The following is a 17,008-nucleotide window of genomic DNA, read 5'->3' as shown; positions in this document are numbered from 1 at the left end:
GCGGGCCTTATAGGCAATGATCGTGCGAAGCGGAACCCCACAAATGGCTTTATTTCAAAGAAAATGCGCTCATTCACGAAAAACTTTTAATCAGGGCTCATCAAGCACAGATATTTGTACAGCGCATATTACGAGATCGTTGCCGTTTGTGATTTTGACTGGCATTTACTTTTGATATTGCGATGCCAAGCTTATTGCGACAATGATCTGTCATAGACTATGACTGATGCCGCAGAAATACGCTGCGGCTTTGGGTGAGGGAGTTCTCAGATGCGCTGGCAAGGCCGTAGACAGAGTGACAATGTGGAAGATCTGCGCGGGCAGCAGGGCGGAAATGCAGGCGGCGGATACCGTCGTGGCGGTGGCGGACTGGGCGGCCCGATTTTGCAGCTTGCAAGCGGAAGAGGCATTTCCGGGATTGTAATTCTGGGCGTCGTCTGCCTCGGGCTTTGGGCGGTCGGCATTAATCCGATTCCTCTTCTTCTGGGCAGCGGAGGAACGGGACCTGGTGTTCAAACCCAGCAAAGCGGTGGTCGCAGCGTGGCCAGCGGCGGACAGATATCCAATGATGAAGTGACGCAATTTGCCCGTGTTATTCTGGCTGAAACCGAAGAAACATGGAGCGGCATATTCCAGTCGCGCGGCCAGACCTATACGCCGCCGACGATGGTTCTTTTTTCCAATGGTGTGCGCTCGGCCTGCGGCAAGGCTTCTTCGGCAGCAGGTCCATTTTACTGCCCCGGTGATCGCAAGCTCTATATTGACCTGACATTCTTCAATGAACTGGCGACCAAGTTTGGTGCATCGGGCGATTTCGCCAATGCCTATGTGATTGCGCATGAAGTCGGCCATCATGTGCAGAACCTGCTCGGCATTTTGCCGAAATTCAACCAGATGCGTCAGCAGATGAGCGAAGTACAGGCCAACCAGATGTCGGTGCGCGTCGAACTTCAGGCCGATTGTTTTGCCGGTGTCTGGGGCTATTTCACCAACCAGAAAGGTATTCTGGAGGCGGGCGATCTTGAATCGGCGATCAATGCCGCGCATCAGATCGGTGACGATACTTTGCAGCGCCGTTCGCAGGGCTATGTCGTGCCCGACAGCTTTAACCATGGAACATCAGCGCAGCGCGCAAAATGGTTCCAGCGCGGGTTTGACAGCGGCAAGCTCGAATCCTGCGATACGTTTAGCGGTGACGTTTGATCGTTATTGCAATGGAAGAATTGAAAAAGGCCGGATTTTCATCCGGCCTTTTTTCTTATCCTTGCACGCGGATCATGCCGCCTGATCACGCTCGGGAAGAGCCGCTTCGCCCTTCTTCTCACGGATCAGGTTGATGAAACGGCGGAAGAGGTAATGCGAGTCCTGCGGACCGGGGGATGCTTCCGGATGGTGCTGTACCGAGAAGACCGGCTTGCCGATAACGCGCAACCCGCAATTGGTGCCGTCAAAGAGCGAAACGTGGGTTTCCTCGACATTTTCCGGCAGGCTATCGGAATCGACCGCAAAGCCGTGGTTCATCGAGACGATCTCAACCTTGCCGGTGGTATAATCCTTGACGGGATGGTTCGCACCGTGATGGCCCTGATGCATCTTTTCGGTTCTGGCACCGAGTGCCAGCGCCAGCATCTGGTGGCCCAGACAAATGCCAAAAACCGGCAGCCCACTATCGAGCAGTTTGCGGATGGCGGGAACGGCATATTCCCCCGTTGCCGCCGGATCGCCGGGACCGTTGGACAGAAACACCCCGTCGGGATTATGTGCAAGCACGTCGTCAGCCGTAGCACTCGCAGGCAGGACTGTGACCTTGGCGCCGAGACCGGTCAGTAGGCGCAGAATATTCCGTTTGACGCCGAAGTCGAGGGCGACGACGTGATGTGCGGCTTCTTCCTGCTCGTGATAGCCTTCACCGTTTACCCAGGGCATTTCTTTCCAGACCTGGCTTTGTCCGACGCTTACACCCTTGGCAAGATCAAGATCGATCAGTCCGCTCCAGCTGGCGGCGCGTACTTTCAGAGCATCGAGATCGAAATTGCCGTCAGGATCATGAGCGATAACGGCATTCTGTGCGCCACGTTCGCGGATCAGCGCGGTCAATGCGCGCGTATCGATGTCGGCAAGCGCTATGACGCCACGGTTTTTGAGCCATGTATCGAGGTCTTCGTTTGCGCGATAATTGGACGGCGTCGTGATATCCGCTTTGAAGATCGCCCCCACCGCTCCATGGCGGTTGGCAGGGTTGAGGTCTTCGATATCTTCGCCATTGGCGCCGACATTGCCGATATGGGGAAATGTGAAGGTGACGATCTGCCCCGCATAGGAGGGGTCTGTCAGAATTTCCTCATAGCCGGTCAACGCGGTGTTGAAGACGACTTCCGCCTCGATCGCGCCGGTAGCACCAAGGCCTTTGCCTTCAATGACCGTGCCGTCAGCCAGCACGAGAACTGCCGTGCGCTTTTCCGTAGACCAGGGTGCAGTTTTATGGGGCGTTTCGGTCATGTAAGCACTCCTGTATATGTCGCGTCCCAATGCCCGGCGAGGGGCGGACGTGATCGGTTTTCAGTCACGCAGTCTGTATCAGAGACTATAGTCCCTCTCGGTAGCCAGAAAGTCGCTTGCTTGAAAAGAGTGCTTTCAAAGCATATATGCGCCAAAAAACAGCGGGGTTTATAACCTCCGCCGCGAGCATTTGCCGATGTCCTGCTAAGCCTCGATCCTTAGAGAAAGTTTTGAGCCGGGTCAATCGTTCGAACAGATGGATTTTGGAAATAAGCGCGATCACTTGCGTTTTCTTCCTGCCGGTCTGCCTGTGCGAATGAACGGGTGACCTTTGCAAGGCATGCAATTGCTTTATCGTTGCGGTTCTGCATAGAACTGGACACCACATCATACCGTCAGGAGAGACGTCATGCTTCGCCAGGAGATTTCCCAGGCACTTACTGTTGCAGTCAAGGCTCAAGACAAGCGCCGCACTTCGACGCTGCGTTTGATCCTCGCTGCTGTCAAGGATCGCGATATTGCCAATCGCGGGGCTGGCAAGGATCCGGTGGGCGATGAGGAGCTTCTCGCCATTCTTGGTAAGATGGTCAAGCAGCGTGAAGAATCGGCACGCATCTATGAAGAAGGCAGTCGCATCGAACTGGCCGAGGCGGAGCGTGAGGAAATCACGATTATTGCCGAATTTTTGCCACAGCAGATGACCGAGGAAGAAATAAAGAAGGCCTGCGAAGAGGTTATTGCCGAAATCGGTGCGGAAGGCCTGCGCGACATGGGTAAATGCATGGCCGTTCTGAAAGAACGTTACACCGGCCAAATGGATTTCACCAAGGCGAGTGCGCTTGTGAAGACGTTGCTGCAATAAACGAGCAAACCATCGATATTTAGCGCAACGCCCTCACTTTTGTGGGGGCTTTGCGTTTGCGCATAAGCATTAAACATTGCTTGCATAGAGCGCATTTTCTCCGCCATATTGTTTTGTGGGAACTCTATTCTGGTCCTTGTGGGCCTTTTGCCGTACCGGAGAGACATATTCATGAAGAAGCTGATCAATTGTGCGGCAATCGCTTTGCTGGCGCTGACGACGGTCGCTTGTACATCAGCAAACGACGTGAGGGGGCCCAATGCTGCCTATAATCGTGGTGGCAAGGCGGCTGTAGCCAAGTCTTCATTGTGGAATGCCAAGGCCCATTGTACGGCAACAGGCAAGCGCGGCTACGCCTACCGCCAGTCCACACCCGCCGATGCTGCTTCCAAGGCTATTGCCATGTGCATTCGCAATGGCGGTATTCCTGCCTGCTGCCGTGTCGAGGAACTGACCCCGGTCAGGCGCGGTTGAAACTTTAATTGGTTGCGATAGCGGCAAGCCCCTATCGCCAGATATTCTTCAGCTTTGCTTGATCGTTCTCAGACGGGTTTTTTTGAGCAGTCCTTGTTCTTCCAGCACCGGATAGACAATGGATGCCAAAAGCGAATTGATCTGTTTGAGATCGCTGATGGTATCGAGATGAATGGTGCTTGTTTCGATACTGCGGGCAGAGCCTTCGCGCAATCGCGAGAAATGATGCATGCTGGTCTGCTTTTCCAGCTCGCGCAGGCGGTCCTTTTCCTGCACCAGTTGCCGCGCTGTGCGTTCGTCGCGTGAGACGACGACGTTGAACGCCATATGCGCATTGGTCAGCACCATGGCGTGGAAGTGACTGAGTTCTTTCCAACCCTCTTCGGTGAATTCGAGTTTGTGATCCATTTTCTTCTGCACATGCGCCAGCATGTTGCGCACGATAATGTCGCCGACCTGTTCGAGTTTCACGCAGGCACCGAGCAGTTCCTGCATACGCAACGATTCAAAATCGTCGAGATCGCGTGTGGCAAGCCGCGTCAGGTAGAGTTTTATCTCGCCATGTTTGCGATCGACGCGATCATCAAGGGCTGCAAGTTCATGAATGCTGGCCTGATCGGGCTTGTCATAAAGGTCGATAATGCGCCGCAGCATGACTTCGATCGTATCGCAAACGCCGACAACTTCGCGGGTGGCATTGGCCAGTGCCTGCTGTGGATGGTCGAGAACGCTTGCATCAAGGGCGCTGTATTCTTCTGTCGCAAGCGCCTGAGGGGCAGTCTCTTTCTGGCCATTCATCGAAACCAGCGCTTCTGTCGCCTTGAGAACCAGTCCGGATAGCGGAATGCCTGCCAGCATGACGATCACATTGAACAGAATATGCGCGTTGACGACTTGCGAGACAGGGTCAGCGCCAAGAAAGGCAATCGGCGGCTTTATGGTCTCATAGAGTATCAGCATCACCAGTGAACCCGCACCGCGCATGAGCAGATTTCCCAGCGGAACGATACGGGTTGGCGATGGCGCATTACGGGTGAGGATGGGGGCTATGACCGAAGAACCAAGATTGACCCCCAGTACCATAACCACGGCCAGTTCAGGCGTAATCAAACCGCGCGAGGCGAAGGTCGTCAACAGAATGACCGCTGCAACGCTTGAATGAAACAGCCATGTCATCAGTGCCGCCAGCAGATAGGTGGTGACGGGGTCACTTGCGAGATACTCCACGATCACCGGCAAGAGCTGGCTTTGACGCAAGGGCTCTGTGGCCTGTCCGGTCATCTCCAGCGATAGGATAAGCAGGCCGACACCGACCAGAATTCGCCCGTTCTGTCGCCAGTCTCGGCGTTCTGTGGTCAGGAAGATACTGGTGCCCGCCACAAGGCAAAGCGGCACCAGAAGTGTCAGATCGTAGCTCAAAATCTTGACGACAAGTGCCGAGCCAAGTTCGCCGCCCCGAACCGCCATCAGTCCGGCAATGCCGCTGACGAAGCCGGAACCGACGAACGAACCGACGAGGAGGGTGACTGCCGTCGAGCTTTGCAGCGCTATGGCAAGGACAAGGCCAAAGGCGATCGAAAGCAGCGGATTGTGCATCTGGTTGCGCAGGCGTCTGCGCAAACGCTCACCATAAGCGCGCTCTACGCCGGTGCGCACCATGCGTGTCGCCCAGAGCAGCAAGGCAACCGCTCCGGCCAGATGCAGGAGGACCAACGAACCATTCACGTCAAAATACCTTCAAACTAGCAGTGCATTAAACAAACTAAGCGAAGCACCTTAAAAAAGAAATTATTTTCCGGCTAATAAAATACGCCGCAAAAGAGGGATTGTTCCGATATAAATGCAACTCTTTCTGGCTTAATGATGACCGGCGTAGCACGCTGTGATTAACGGGGAGGGACATCCAAGTGCGATGGACGCGGCAGCTTGCGCGGCTTATATAGTAAGACTGTTTGCACATGACGGGGATAGTGCATGGCAAGCGCCGATAGGGTTGCTTGTGCTGTGCCGGTCCCAAAACCCTATCTGCCAAAACCTGACTTGGAAGTAAAAAACCGCAATGCGTTTCCCACCCTCCTTTCTCGATGAGATACGCGATCGTGTTCCGATCTCGACGCTGATCGGAGCACGGGTTTCGTTCGACCGCAAGAAGAGCAATCCGCCCAAGAGCGATTTCTGGGCCTGCTGCCCGTTTCATGGCGAGAAGACGCCGAGCTTTCATTGTGAGGACCGCAAGGGTCGATATCACTGTTTCGGTTGTGGGGTCACAGGCGATCATTTCCGGTTTTTGACCGAACTCGAAGGTTTGAGCTTTCCTGAAGCTGTGGAACGCGTCGCCGATATGGCCGGTGTTCCCATGCCTGCACGCGATCCGGAAATGGAAAAGCGCGAGGCGCAGCGTGCAACCCTTTATGATGTCATGGAGATGGCAGCGCAGTTTTTTGAGGCCCAGCTTCAGGGTGCCGTGGGTGCCAAGGCGCGGGCTTATTTGCGTGATCGCGGCCTTTCTTCGACAACGCAACAGGCCTTTCGTCTGGGCTATGCGCCGGAATCGCGCAATGCGCTGAAAGAGTTTCTCGCATCCAAAGGCGCATCCCGCGAGCAGATCGAGGCTTGTGGTCTTGTCGTGCATGGCGAAGGCATTGCCGTCTCCTATGATCGTTTTCGTGATCGTGTGATGTTCCCGATTGAGGACCTTCGCGGGCGCATCATCGCTTTTGGCGGACGCGCGCTGTCGGCGGAGGCGCCTGCCAAATATCTCAATTCGCCCGAAACCGAACTTTTTCACAAGGGGCGCATTCTCTATAACGCCCTGCGGGCGCGAAAAGCCTGTCAGCCGCAAAATGGCGCGCCCGCCAAGCCGATTGTCGCCGTTGAAGGCTATATGGACGTGATCGCGCTTTCGCAGGTGGGTATTCATCATGCGGTCGCACCGCTTGGCACGGCCTTGACCGAGGAACAACTCGAACTTCTCTGGCGTATCAGTCCTGAGCCGGTGCTTTGCTTTGACGGCGATGGCGCGGGTCTGCGTGCTGCGCACCGGGCTGCCGATCTTGGTCTGCCTGCGCTGCAACCGGGAAAATCCTTGCGCTTTGCGTTGTTGCCGGAAGGGCAGGACCCGGATGATCTGGTCAAGGAGGAAGGGCCGTCGGCCTTCAATGCCGTTTTGCGTGATGCAAGGCCGCTGGTCGATCTGATCTGGACGCGTGAGACCGCGAGCGGTGTGTTCGACACGCCGGAGCGGCGCGCGGAACTTGAAGCCCGATTGCGTGAAATAACGTCGCGTATAGGCAATGAGGATATTCGCCGCCACTACCAGCAGGATATGCGCGAGCGCACGCAATCCTTTTTCGGGCAAAACCGCCAGGGCGGGCCTCGCAATTCGTCTTTCAATCGCCGCAACGAAAATGGTCGCGGCGGCGGGCGCGGCGGACCTCAAGCCGGAGGTGGACGGCTGGCGATTTCCGACAGTCTCGCCCGTTCCACGCTGGTCAAGCGCGGTCGAGCCGGCGTGGGCGCGCATGCTCCGCTGCGGGAGACGGCGATTGTGCTCACATTGCTTAATCATCCACGTCTGATCGAGGAAGATTTCGAGACGGTAGCAGCGCTTGATCTGGAACATGAGGCGCTCAAAAAACTGCATCTCTCCATGCTCGACGTACTGGCATATGATAATATCGAGGATGGCATTGCCATGCGCCGGGCGCTGGCGGGTCTCGGCCATGGCGAATTGATCGAGGTGCTGGAGCGCATCGTCAAAGGGGCACGGCTGTGGACGGCAACGGAACTTGCGGCGCAAGACGATGCACGGGAAGCCTTGCGTCAAGCCATCCACTTGCATCAGCGCGCGCGCACCCTACATAAGGAACTGCGCGCTGTGGAAGCAGCCCTTGATACGGACGAGACGGGGGAACTCTATGCGCGTCTTAATGATATTCAGAACCAGATCTTGAAAGCGGAAGCCACCGAGGCGCTGATTGACGGCTTTGGTCTTTCATCCGGGCGACCACCCGGCGGGTTCTGAACCGGCCAAACGAATCACCGTGTGAAACGCGGCGCTGGTTTGGGTTTCAAGACCTGCAATCGCCTTGCAGGCCTGCTGCGACAACAAATGATTCGCTTTTTGGGGCCGAATCAGGTGAATCGCTCTTGATGTGCGGCTCAAATGACAGAATCACGACAGTTCAAAGGATAGGCCGGATGAGAATGATCTCTTGCCCCAATGCATATAAGGGCATGAAATAAGAGCGGAATTCGTGGCAATGTCCCTAAATTGCGCCGGAGATGATCACCGGAATATGGTCGCGATCATTAGACCATCATAGAGCCTGATACCGATGGCAGGGTTAATTCGCCATTAACGGGAAATCGGCTAGTTGCAGAATCAACTGACGGCTTGCAGCCTCGCAAAACCGTTCGAGTACTCTATATATCTTAAAAGCGACCGGGGTCGCCTGGAGAAGAACATATGGCAACGAAGGTTAAGGAAAACGAAGAAGCTGAAGTCGAGCGCGAAGGTGCGACCGACGGACCGCTTCTCGACCTTTCTGACGATGCTGTCAAGAAGATGATCAAGGTTGCGAAGAAGCGCGGCTACGTCACCATGGACGAGTTGAATGCCGTACTTCCTTCCGAGCAAGTGACATCCGAACAGATCGAAGACACCATGTCGATGCTTTCCGATATGGGCATTAATGTGGTCGAGGACGACGAGCAGGACAACGACCGCGAAGAGAGCGAGGAAGAGGCCGAGGAAAGCGGCGGCGATCTGGTTGAAGCGACCGGAACGGCTGTTGCCGCAACCACGACCAAGAAAGAGCCTACCGACCGCACTGACGATCCTGTGCGCATGTATTTGCGCGAAATGGGTTCTGTTGAGCTTTTGTCGCGCGAGGGCGAAATCGCCATCGCAAAGCGCATCGAAGCGGGTCGCGAAACGATGATTGCCGGGCTTTGCGAAAGCCCGCTGACCTTTCAGGCCATTATCATCTGGCGTGAGCAGTTGAATGAATCCAACATTCTGCTGCGCGAGATCATCGACCTTGAAACCACTTATGCCGGACCTGAGGCCAAGCAGGCGCCGGCTATCGAGCGGGTGGAAGAAGAAAAGCCGCGCGATGACAAGACTCAGCGGCGCTCGCGTGACGACGATGACATTACCAATGTCGGCGGCGAGACGCAGGTCGAGGACGACGAAGACGACGAGGACGAAGCCAATCTGTCGCTGGCTGCGATGGAGGCCGAGCTGCGCCCGCAGGTCATGGAAACGCTCGATCTGATAGCCGATACCTACAAGAAGCTGCGCAAGCTTCAGGACCAGCAGGTCGAGGGGCGTCTGGCTGCAACGGGTGAACTTTCCTCCAGTCAGGAGCGTCGCTATAAGGAACTGAAAGACCAGCTCATCACGGCTGTAAAGTCACTTTCGCTCAACCAGAACCGCATTGAGCAGCTTGTCGAGCAGCTTTATGACATCAACAAGCGTCTGGTGCAGAACGAAGGTAAGCTTTTGCGTCTGGCCGAATCCTTTGGTGTTCGTCGCGAAGAATTCCTCAAAGAGTATCAGGGTCATGAACTCGATCCCAACTGGGTCGAGCGTGTCGCTACACTGACCGCACGCGGCTGGAAGGAATTCGCTGCCAAGGAAGAACGCGGCATTGGGCGGCTGCGCAGTGAAATTCAGAATCTCGCCACGGAAACTGCCATCTCGATCGGTGAATTCCGCCGTATCGTCACGCAGGTGCAGAAGGGCGAACGCGAAGCCAGCATTGCCAAGAAGGAAATGGTGGAAGCAAACCTTCGTCTGGTGATTTCCATTGCCAAGAAATATACCAATCGCGGCTTGCAATTCCTCGATCTTATTCAGGAAGGCAATATCGGCCTGATGAAGGCGGTGGACAAGTTTGAATACCGCCGTGGTTACAAGTTCTCGACCTATGCGACGTGGTGGATCCGGCAGGCGATCACGCGTTCGATTGCTGATCAGGCGCGCACAATCCGTATTCCTGTGCATATGATCGAAACGATCAACAAGATCGTTCGTACCTCGCGCCAGATGCTGCATGAAATCGGTCGTGAGCCGACGCCGGAAGAACTGGCAGAAAAACTTGCCATGCCGCTTGAAAAAGTGCGCAAGGTCTTGAAAATCGCCAAGGAACCGATTTCGCTTGAAACGCCGGTCGGCGATGAAGAAGATTCACATCTGGGTGATTTCATTGAGGACAAGAATGCGCTTCTGCCAATCGATGCTGCCATTCAGGCCAACCTGCGTGATACCACGACCCGTGTTCTAGCTTCCCTGACCCCGCGTGAAGAACGTGTGTTGCGTATGCGCTTTGGCATTGGCATGAACACGGATCATACGCTGGAAGAAGTCGGCCAGCAGTTCTCGGTGACGCGTGAACGTATTCGCCAGATCGAAGCAAAAGCGCTGCGCAAGCTCAAGCATCCGAGCCGCTCGCGTAAACTGCGTTCGTTCTTGGATTCGTAAAGGCCTTGATTCATAAAGGAAAGCCGTCATGTCTTTTTTGAAGCGTCTTTTCGGTGGTGGCAGTGCTGCTGCTGAAACGCCGTCAGAGCCGAAAGAAGCCGGGCGTCTGGAGCACAAGGACTTCTTGATAATCGCCACGCCCTATAGTGAAGGCGGCCAGTATCAGGTTTGCGGTTTGATCTCCAAGACGATCAATGGTGAGATGAAAGAGCATCGTTTTGTTCGGGCCGACCGTTGTCCGGGCATTGAGGATGCTGCAAGTATTTCTCTCAACAAAGGGCGCCAGATCGTGGACGAGCAGGGCGACAGTCTTTTCGCCTGATCGTTCAGGCATTGTTGCAAACGCCGCGCATCTCCTATGCGCGGCGTTTCTTTATTTTTAAAGGGGGCGGCGATTTGCCTTAGCCCCTGCCGTTTGAATTGGACTATATGCAGGCGCATGAGCACGAAACCTTTCTGGCGTACGAAAACTCTGGAGCAGCTTAACCGTCGCGAGTGGGAAAGCTTGTGTGATGGATGCGGGCAGTGCTGCCTGCATAAATTGCTCGATGACGATACCGAGGAAATCTACTGGACAAGTGTCGCCTGTACGCTGCTTGATCCGGATACGGGTCATTGCTGCGATTACCCCAACCGTAAAAAGACGGTACCGGATTGCGTTTTCCTTACGCCTGAAATTGTCGATGAAGTGGCGTGGCTGCCTGCAACCTGTGCCTATCGGCTTGTTGCGGAAGGCTCTGACCTCTATTGGTGGCATCCGCTCGTGTCCGGCAGTTCGGAAACAGTGCACGAGGCGGGTGTTTCCGTGCGCGGGAAAGTCACGGCATTCGATCACGAGATGAAAAACGACGCTGATTATATCAACCACATGGCCCCGCCCGAATAGGTCTTGACGCTAAAGAGCGGAGGGTGAGCCGATTGAGGGCGCGTACTCTAAGCATCTTTTCCAAATCAATTCACAGAACCAAAAAAGGCGGCACATGCCGCCCTTTTTTATTTTAATCTTTGCTGAATTAGTGGCTCGGGGCTTCCTCGCCGTCATCCTGCCATTTTGGGTTGAGCTTGTTATAGCGTATCGACGACATGAAGGAGAGACCGATCAGCATTGCACCGATCAGTCCGGTAATGACTTCGGGAATGTGAACCAGCGTCTGGACATACATGATCACCGCCAAAACGAGAATGGCATAAAAAGCCCCGTGTTCGAGATAACGATACTGGCCGAGCGTCTTGCGTTCGACGAGCATGATGGTGAGCGAACGCACGTAGAAAGCGCCGATGCCAAGACCGATTGCGATAATGAAAAGGTTGGTTGTCAAGGCAAATGCACCGATCACGCCATCGAAAGAGAAGCTCGCATCGAGCACTTCCAGATAGATGAACGCACCAAGCCCGCCACGACGAACCATATCCATCTGTCCCTGTGTGGCATCCAGCACTTCGCCCAGTCCTTCGACGGCGAGGAAGGTCAGAAGGCCGAAAAGCGCTGCGACGAGGAATGTATGGGAATGGTCTGCATCAAGCTGATAGGAGAAGAACAGAATCAGCGCGATTGCTACACCAATTTCCACGCCTTGGATCGACGCGAATTTCGACATCCGGCTTTCAATCGCCTTGATCCAGTGGACATCTTTTTCGACATCGAAGAAGTATTTCATGCCGACCATCAGCAGGAAGGTGCCGCCGTAGGCAGCGATGCCGGTATGGGATTCAGCAATCACCCGCGCATATTCGTCAGGCTGCCAGATCGCGAGCTTGAGGGCGGAAATCGGGTCGGTCCACATAGCAACCGCGACAATCGCCAACGGGAAGACAATACGCATGCCGAAAACGGCGATGATGATGCCCCACGTCAGGAAGCGGTGCTGCCATTCCGGCGTCATATCACGCAGAATGCGGGCATTCACGATAGCGTTGTCAAAGGAAAGCGAGATTTCCAGAACGCTCAATACAGCACAGATAATGAAAACCGACACCATTCCCCCGAAGGTGCCTGTCATCTCATATCCGAGCCATACAGCGGCGGCGAGACCCAGGACTGTAAAAATCAGGGGCCAGATAAAATAACGCAGGGTGGCCATTGTAAACCATTGGATTATGTTGACTGGGACTGTTCCCCTCGGAATGCAGTCACCGCAACGCATTATTTGTTTTACGCATCTGAACACAAGCCGTTCGAAACTTATGCGATACGCCCCGAATGAAGCCTCTTGCCGGTCCGTACAGCGCCACCCATACGTCTATCCCCCAAGGCCTTGGGGCTATGTAAGAAGCGGGGCATGCGCAAACAAGAGAAAGAAAGGCAGAATTTTGTCCTAATCTCATAATTAAGACATTTATTTGCCACGAACTGTCACGCGGGAATGATTATTTCTGTATAGAATTGAGCGGGAAAGTATCTCAGCACTTTGAAAACACAACGGGGGCATTTGTGCTATGCAGATTGCAGAAGAGCTTCAACGCCGGATAGAAAAGAGCATGGCTGATGGTGGCTTCACGCCGGACGAGATGCTGTTGCGCCGCGCCCATCGCATGTCTCGCGGATTGCAGCATAGCGATGAGGCAAGTGCGGACGATCTCTTGAAAAGTGCCGGCTTTTCGTTCAATGCCACAACCTTGAGCAAGGTTTTGAGCAGAAAACCGTGGCTTCTTTCAGAAATCATTCTGAGCTGTGCTGAGCAGAAGCATCACGACGAAGCCGGCCACCAGTGAAGTTTTTCCTTGCAGATGTTGGGGTGTGAGGGGGCTTATCGACAACCATCCACGCGTTGCAGGGAGGCGGAAAGCCCCATGAGCGAAAACGTATAACGTGTTTTCGTCCCGCGCGCCGAAACAGCCTTCACATTGAGGGTCTTACCTGAGCGCATCGCACGCACAAGACGTGCTTCGTCAGCCACCTTTTCCGCCCATGCGCGATTGCCTTCACTAAAGAAGGAAAAATTTGCGCCATCCACCATTACATCGACAACGCCGTTAGACTTGAGCGGATATCCCATGACCAGTTGCGGGCTATAACCTTCAGCGGACTTTGAAATGATAACGAAATTATCCCCATGGCGAACGCTCGATGGTTGCGATTTGCTCGGGACCGTCAAGGTGTAGCATTTGTTACCGGGAAGATCGGTATTCTGATAGACGCCCCAGTCCCTGAATTCTCCGAGATAGTTTGTCTTTGCGTTTGCCACGAGAGAACTCGCCACCAGCCCTGCCAGCCCAAGCACTATGGCGGTTGCATTTTTTCTCATCGCTCTGAACCTCCAAATTATGAAATCACACAACGTAAAAATTCATTACATTACGTTATTATTCTCTTAACAAAATCTAAAATGTGCAAAAGAGAGACAATCCGCCTTGGTGCATTCCACAATTATATCCGTCATATCCATTGAGGTTTGGTGTTGTCATATTTCTAAAAACTTTAGATAAATGATCGGGAAAGCGCACAGCAGAGCCAGTAAAAAACACACGAGCCGCGAGTGCCATCGCTTGGCGACGTAAAAGCCGAGAGCGAGGAATATAAAGGTCAGGATCAGCGCGCCGGGCCAGCCTATTATTCCCACAGCCAGATAAAGTTCAAACAACGTAAAATCAAAACGCATGGTCAGTGCTCGTTATGCAATCGTCCGGTCAATTGGCCGTCTTGCTGTTGCTTCCTGCAGACACGACACCCATAGCGGGAACATCTTCCAGTTTTTCACCCATACGGTTCCAGGCGTCGAGGCCGGCAATTTTATAGGCTTCGGCAAGGGTTGGATAGTTGAACGTATTCTCGACGAAATATTCGACCGTTCCCTTGAGGTTCAACACGGCCTGACCAATGTGCACCAGTTCGGTTGCTCCTTCGCCAATAACATGCACCCCAAGCAAACGACGCGTTTTCAGCGAGAAGATAAGCTTTAACAGCCCGGACTCCAGCCCCATGATATGACCGCGCGATGTTTCGCGAAAGCGGGCAACGCCGCATTCATAGGCAATGCCGCGCTCCATAACTTCTTCTTCGGTAAGACCACAGGTGGATATCTCCGGTACAGCATAAATACCGTAGGGAAAGTATTTCTGCGGCTCCTTGGTTATCGCGCCGACTGCAACACGTGCTGCAATGCGGCCCTGTTCCATCGATGTAGAGGCAAGGCTTGGAAAGCCGACCACGTCGCCTGCGGCAAAAATCCCCGGCACCGCTGTCTCAAACGTTTCCGGGTTGACTTTGAGCCGCCCGCGGCTGTCGGCCTCAAGTCCGGCAGCTGCCAGATTGAGCGTATCGGTCGCCCCCATGCGACCGGCAGCAAAAAGCACCATGTCGGTGACAATTCTGCGCCCCGTATCGACGGTGACCACAATCTTGTCACCGGCAATATGTTCAACCTTTTCCACCTTCTGCCCCAGCAGAAGCTTCATGTTGCGATCGCGAACCTGATAGGTAAAATCCTCGACGATTTCCTTATCGATAAAATCGAGAATGGTTGTCTTTGGATCGATGACCACCACCGCCGTATCGAGTGCCGAAAAGATTGTCGCATATTCAATTCCGATGACCCCGGCACCGATCACTACCATGGAACGCGGCAGGTCGGTGACTTCGAGAAGTTCATCGCTATCCAGAACAGACTTGCCGTCGAAGGGGATATAATCGGGCCGGTATGGCTTGGTGCCCACTGCAAGCAGGATGGACTTGCCCGTGACCTGCATGGTCTCGCCTTCATCCTTGATCACTTGCAGCGTATTTGCGGAGATGAAGCTGGCCTTGCCACGTATGGTGCTGACGCGATTGCGCGCGAACTGGTGTTCCAGAACCTCAACTTCGTGATTGAGGGTGATAAGAAGACGGCGGCGCAGGTCGTCGGCATGAATTTCCTGCTTTACGCGATAGGCCTGACCGTAAAACCCGCGCTCCCGCCATCCACTCAGGTTCAGCGCTGTCTCGCGAAGCGTTTTGGATGGAATGGTGCCGGTATGCACCGATACGCCGCCAACACGCTTGCCTTGCTCAATGACGAGAACCTTCTTATCGAGTTTGGCTGCCTGTATGGCAGCGCGGCGACCGGCTGGCCCACTGCCAACCACAATAAGGTCGTACTCGTACATTGAAGGCTCCATAAATATGACGATTACAGGCATATGCCAGAATGGAACCGTTTTAGCCGGATAGTTTAAAATTTCAATTACAGGTTAATTCTACGCAATTGAAACAGCTCTGAACAAATGACCCACGAATTGACCGCGCATAAAAAAGCCAGATACAAAAGGCTCAATCAGATCGAAGTAGCTGATTTGATTAGATTAAATGAACAATGGTGGGGATGGTGGGCCCGGAGGGACTCGAACCCCCAACCAAGCGGTTATGAGCCGCCGGCTCTAACCAATTGAGCTACAGGCCCCACGCAATCACTGCCCTATCCTAAGAATCGCCCGGAGACAAGCTGGCAAATCATATGTTCGCCCTAATGCGCACATATTCGACTGAAAAGCATGCGGTTTGCACCGCGACCACCACAGTTCGGTTAGCTTTGGTTGTACTGGGAAGGTAAATCAATTCTTATACCGATTTAACATATGAGAAGAAACACAAAGCAAAGAATACGCTCCTCGCTCGCCGCACCGGTACAAAACACTGCCCACGTTCTCTAAAGGAGATACCATGAACTACCGCGCTAATTCTCTTCTCACAGCCTCTTTTTCCGCAATCATGCTGACGAGCGCATTGGCTCTGCCCGCTAGCGCCCAGGAGAACCAGATGACGAAGCAGCCTGCGCGTATCGCCGTTACAGGCGAAGGCGAGATGACCGCCTCACCGGATATGGCCATTCTCAATCTGACCGTTTTGCGTGAGGCGAAAACCGCACGCGAGGCAATGTCGGCCAATAACGAAGCTATGGCCAAGGTTCTGGAAGCGATGAAGAAAGCTGGCGTCGAAGACCGCGATCTTCAGACAAGTGGTATCAACATCCAGCCGCGCTATATCTATCCCGATGATAAGAACGGCCTGAAGGAGCCGACCATTTCCAGCTATGCTGTTTCCAACAGCCTGACAGTGCGCGTACGCGACCTTGCCAAGGTCGGCGACGTACTTGATGAATCCATCACTCTGGGCGTCAATCAGGGTGGCGATCTCTCCTTCGTCAATGACGATCCAGCAGAAGCATTGAACGAAGCGCGCAAACGCGCCGTCGCCGATGCGCTCGCAAAGGCAAAGACCCTCGCAGATGCTGCCGGTGTCGAAGTCGGTCGCGTTGTTGAAATCAGCGAACAAAGCCGCCAGTCGATGCCGCGGCCCATGATGCAGCAGTTCAAAGTTGCCTCAGCGGCAGCACGCGAAGATTCCGTTCCGGTCGCAGCGGGCGAAAACACGTATAATATTTCGGTCAATGTCACGTTCGAAATCAAGGAATAGCCGGACATGAGATAGTAAACCGCCGGTCTGATATCATCAGATCGGCGGTTTAATATGCTTAGTTTTGGAAAAGGATGGAGTTGTAAGAACAGTTTCGGGTGTTTTGTCAAATGGGCCTCTGCGTCGCTTATGCCGCCGCCATTATTGATATCGGCGCGATGAAGTAGGCCTGCTGGTAGATTGCCTCAATACCCATCTTTTTCATCAATGAAACAACGTGTAGCTCATCGAAACAGCATTAGAAATCAGTCCATTGGACTGATTTCCCTGCGGAGGTTGTTCCCACTTTTGGGAGTCA

General features: G+C 54.0%; 15 protein-coding genes and 1 tRNA gene. 9 read left to right on the top strand and 7 right to left on the bottom strand.

Translation table 11 applies throughout. From position 1 onward, the window contains the following. The first annotated feature begins 270 nt into the window (after window positions 1-270). The gene (locus AAIB41_RS06255) at window positions 271-1,203 is read left to right on the top strand and encodes a neutral zinc metallopeptidase (protein ID WP_343312405.1); all 933 of its coding nucleotides are present in this window, start codon (window positions 271-273) and stop codon (window positions 1,201-1,203) included. A gap of 72 nt (window positions 1,204-1,275) precedes the next feature. Here the strand turns inward: AAIB41_RS06255 and carA are convergent, their stop codons facing one another. Then, on the bottom strand, window positions 1,276-2,499 hold the full coding sequence (gene carA, locus AAIB41_RS06250; protein ID WP_343312404.1) for a glutamine-hydrolyzing carbamoyl-phosphate synthase small subunit: 1,224 nt from the start codon (window positions 2,497-2,499) through the stop codon (window positions 1,276-1,278). Window positions 2,500-2,908: 409 nt separating this feature from the next. On the opposite strand from carA, the gene AAIB41_RS06245 reads away from it, so the two are divergent. Together AAIB41_RS06245 and AAIB41_RS06240 are read left to right on the top strand one after the other, a co-directional pair. Further along, window positions 2,909-3,361 (top strand): GatB/YqeY domain-containing protein, encoded by a 453-nt coding sequence (locus AAIB41_RS06245; RefSeq protein WP_343312403.1) that lies wholly within the window; start codon window positions 2,909-2,911, stop codon window positions 3,359-3,361. A 171-nt stretch (window positions 3,362-3,532) separates the two neighbouring features. Further along, a complete protein-coding gene (locus tag AAIB41_RS06240) occupies window positions 3,533-3,835 on the top strand; it encodes a hypothetical protein (RefSeq protein ID WP_343312402.1) in 303 nt (100 codons plus the stop codon). A 48-nt stretch (window positions 3,836-3,883) separates the two neighbouring features. On the opposite strand, the gene AAIB41_RS06235 is transcribed toward AAIB41_RS06240, so the two are convergent. Continuing rightward, window positions 3,884-5,560, bottom strand: coding sequence for a Na/Pi cotransporter family protein (locus AAIB41_RS06235; protein WP_343312401.1), 1,677 nt, complete (start codon window positions 5,558-5,560; stop codon window positions 3,884-3,886). 334 nt (window positions 5,561-5,894) lie between these two features. Between AAIB41_RS06235 and dnaG the strand changes: the two genes are divergently transcribed. The 4 genes from dnaG (at window position 5,895) to AAIB41_RS06215 (ending at window position 11,208) form a co-directional block, all read left to right on the top strand. After that, a complete protein-coding gene (dnaG, locus tag AAIB41_RS06230) occupies window positions 5,895-7,859 on the top strand; it encodes a DNA primase (protein ID WP_343312400.1) in 1,965 nt (654 codons plus the stop codon). A gap of 444 nt (window positions 7,860-8,303) precedes the next feature. Further along, window positions 8,304-10,322 (top strand): RNA polymerase sigma factor RpoD, encoded by a 2,019-nt coding sequence (gene rpoD / locus AAIB41_RS06225; protein WP_343312397.1) that lies wholly within the window; start codon window positions 8,304-8,306, stop codon window positions 10,320-10,322. A 28-nt stretch (window positions 10,323-10,350) separates the two neighbouring features. Further along, window positions 10,351-10,644 (top strand): HlyU family transcriptional regulator, encoded by a 294-nt coding sequence (locus tag AAIB41_RS06220; protein ID WP_343312395.1) that lies wholly within the window; start codon window positions 10,351-10,353, stop codon window positions 10,642-10,644. Window positions 10,645-10,761: 117 nt separating this feature from the next. Further along, the gene (locus tag AAIB41_RS06215; RefSeq protein WP_343312393.1) at window positions 10,762-11,208 is read left to right on the top strand and encodes a YcgN family cysteine cluster protein; all 447 of its coding nucleotides are present in this window, start codon (window positions 10,762-10,764) and stop codon (window positions 11,206-11,208) included. A gap of 127 nt (window positions 11,209-11,335) precedes the next feature. Here AAIB41_RS06215 and AAIB41_RS06210 read toward each other — a convergent pair whose 3' ends face one another. Then, complete coding sequence (locus tag AAIB41_RS06210) at window positions 11,336-12,403, bottom strand: DUF475 domain-containing protein (protein ID WP_343312392.1); 1,068 nt, start codon at window positions 12,401-12,403, stop codon at window positions 11,336-11,338. A 355-nt stretch (window positions 12,404-12,758) separates the two neighbouring features. On the opposite strand from AAIB41_RS06210, the gene AAIB41_RS06205 reads away from it, so the two are divergent. Further along, a complete protein-coding gene (locus AAIB41_RS06205; RefSeq protein ID WP_343312389.1) occupies window positions 12,759-13,034 on the top strand; it encodes a hypothetical protein in 276 nt (91 codons plus the stop codon). 35 nt (window positions 13,035-13,069) lie between these two features. On the opposite strand, the gene AAIB41_RS06200 is transcribed toward AAIB41_RS06205, so the two are convergent. The 4 genes from AAIB41_RS06200 to AAIB41_RS06185 all read right to left on the bottom strand — a co-directional run bounded on the left by AAIB41_RS06200 (window position 13,070) and on the right by AAIB41_RS06185 (window position 15,697). Next, window positions 13,070-13,567 (bottom strand): invasion associated locus B family protein, encoded by a 498-nt coding sequence (locus tag AAIB41_RS06200; RefSeq protein WP_343312388.1) that lies wholly within the window; start codon window positions 13,565-13,567, stop codon window positions 13,070-13,072. A 156-nt stretch (window positions 13,568-13,723) separates the two neighbouring features. Continuing rightward, entirely contained in the window at window positions 13,724-13,921 is a 198-nt protein-coding gene (locus AAIB41_RS06195) for a hypothetical protein (RefSeq protein WP_343312386.1), read from the bottom strand. Window positions 13,922-13,949: 28 nt separating this feature from the next. Next, window positions 13,950-15,404, bottom strand: a complete 1,455-nt coding sequence (sthA, locus tag AAIB41_RS06190) for a Si-specific NAD(P)(+) transhydrogenase (protein WP_343312384.1) — start codon at window positions 15,402-15,404, stop codon at window positions 13,950-13,952. Between the two features lie 216 nt (window positions 15,405-15,620). After that, window positions 15,621-15,697: transfer RNA gene (locus AAIB41_RS06185), tRNA-Ile, on the bottom strand. Between the two features lie 260 nt (window positions 15,698-15,957). Here AAIB41_RS06185 and AAIB41_RS06180 point away from each other — a divergent pair. After that, a complete protein-coding gene (locus AAIB41_RS06180; protein WP_343312381.1) occupies window positions 15,958-16,710 on the top strand; it encodes an SIMPL domain-containing protein in 753 nt (250 codons plus the stop codon). Window positions 16,711-17,008 lie beyond the last annotated feature (298 nt).

It is taken from the genome of Brucella sp. BE17 (genome assembly GCF_039545455.1).
Taxonomy (GTDB): Bacteria; Pseudomonadota; Alphaproteobacteria; order Rhizobiales; family Rhizobiaceae; genus Brucella.
This window is presented reverse-complemented; position numbering and strand designations above follow the sequence as displayed.

Coding starts and splice junctions, on each gene's coding strand:
- AAIB41_RS06255 (WP_343312405.1), top strand. CDS start 271: ATGCGCTGGCAAGGCCGTAGACAGAGTGACAATGTGGAAGATCTGCGC.
- carA (WP_343312404.1), bottom strand. CDS start 2,499: ATGACCGAAACGCCCCATAAAACTGCACCCTGGTCTACGGAAAAGCGC.
- AAIB41_RS06245 (WP_343312403.1), top strand. CDS start 2,909: ATGCTTCGCCAGGAGATTTCCCAGGCACTTACTGTTGCAGTCAAGGCT.
- AAIB41_RS06240 (WP_343312402.1), top strand. CDS start 3,533: ATGAAGAAGCTGATCAATTGTGCGGCAATCGCTTTGCTGGCGCTGACG.
- dnaG (WP_343312400.1), top strand. CDS start 5,895: ATGCGTTTCCCACCCTCCTTTCTCGATGAGATACGCGATCGTGTTCCG.
- rpoD (WP_343312397.1), top strand. CDS start 8,304: ATGGCAACGAAGGTTAAGGAAAACGAAGAAGCTGAAGTCGAGCGCGAA.
- AAIB41_RS06220 (WP_343312395.1), top strand. CDS start 10,351: ATGTCTTTTTTGAAGCGTCTTTTCGGTGGTGGCAGTGCTGCTGCTGAA.
- AAIB41_RS06215 (WP_343312393.1), top strand. CDS start 10,762: ATGAGCACGAAACCTTTCTGGCGTACGAAAACTCTGGAGCAGCTTAAC.
- AAIB41_RS06210 (WP_343312392.1), bottom strand. CDS start 12,403: ATGGCCACCCTGCGTTATTTTATCTGGCCCCTGATTTTTACAGTCCTG.
- AAIB41_RS06205 (WP_343312389.1), top strand. CDS start 12,759: ATGCAGATTGCAGAAGAGCTTCAACGCCGGATAGAAAAGAGCATGGCT.
- AAIB41_RS06200 (WP_343312388.1), bottom strand. CDS start 13,567: ATGAGAAAAAATGCAACCGCCATAGTGCTTGGGCTGGCAGGGCTGGTG.
- AAIB41_RS06195 (WP_343312386.1), bottom strand. CDS start 13,921: ATGCGTTTTGATTTTACGTTGTTTGAACTTTATCTGGCTGTGGGAATA.
- sthA (WP_343312384.1), bottom strand. CDS start 15,404: ATGTACGAGTACGACCTTATTGTGGTTGGCAGTGGGCCAGCCGGTCGC.
- AAIB41_RS06180 (WP_343312381.1), top strand. CDS start 15,958: ATGAACTACCGCGCTAATTCTCTTCTCACAGCCTCTTTTTCCGCAATC.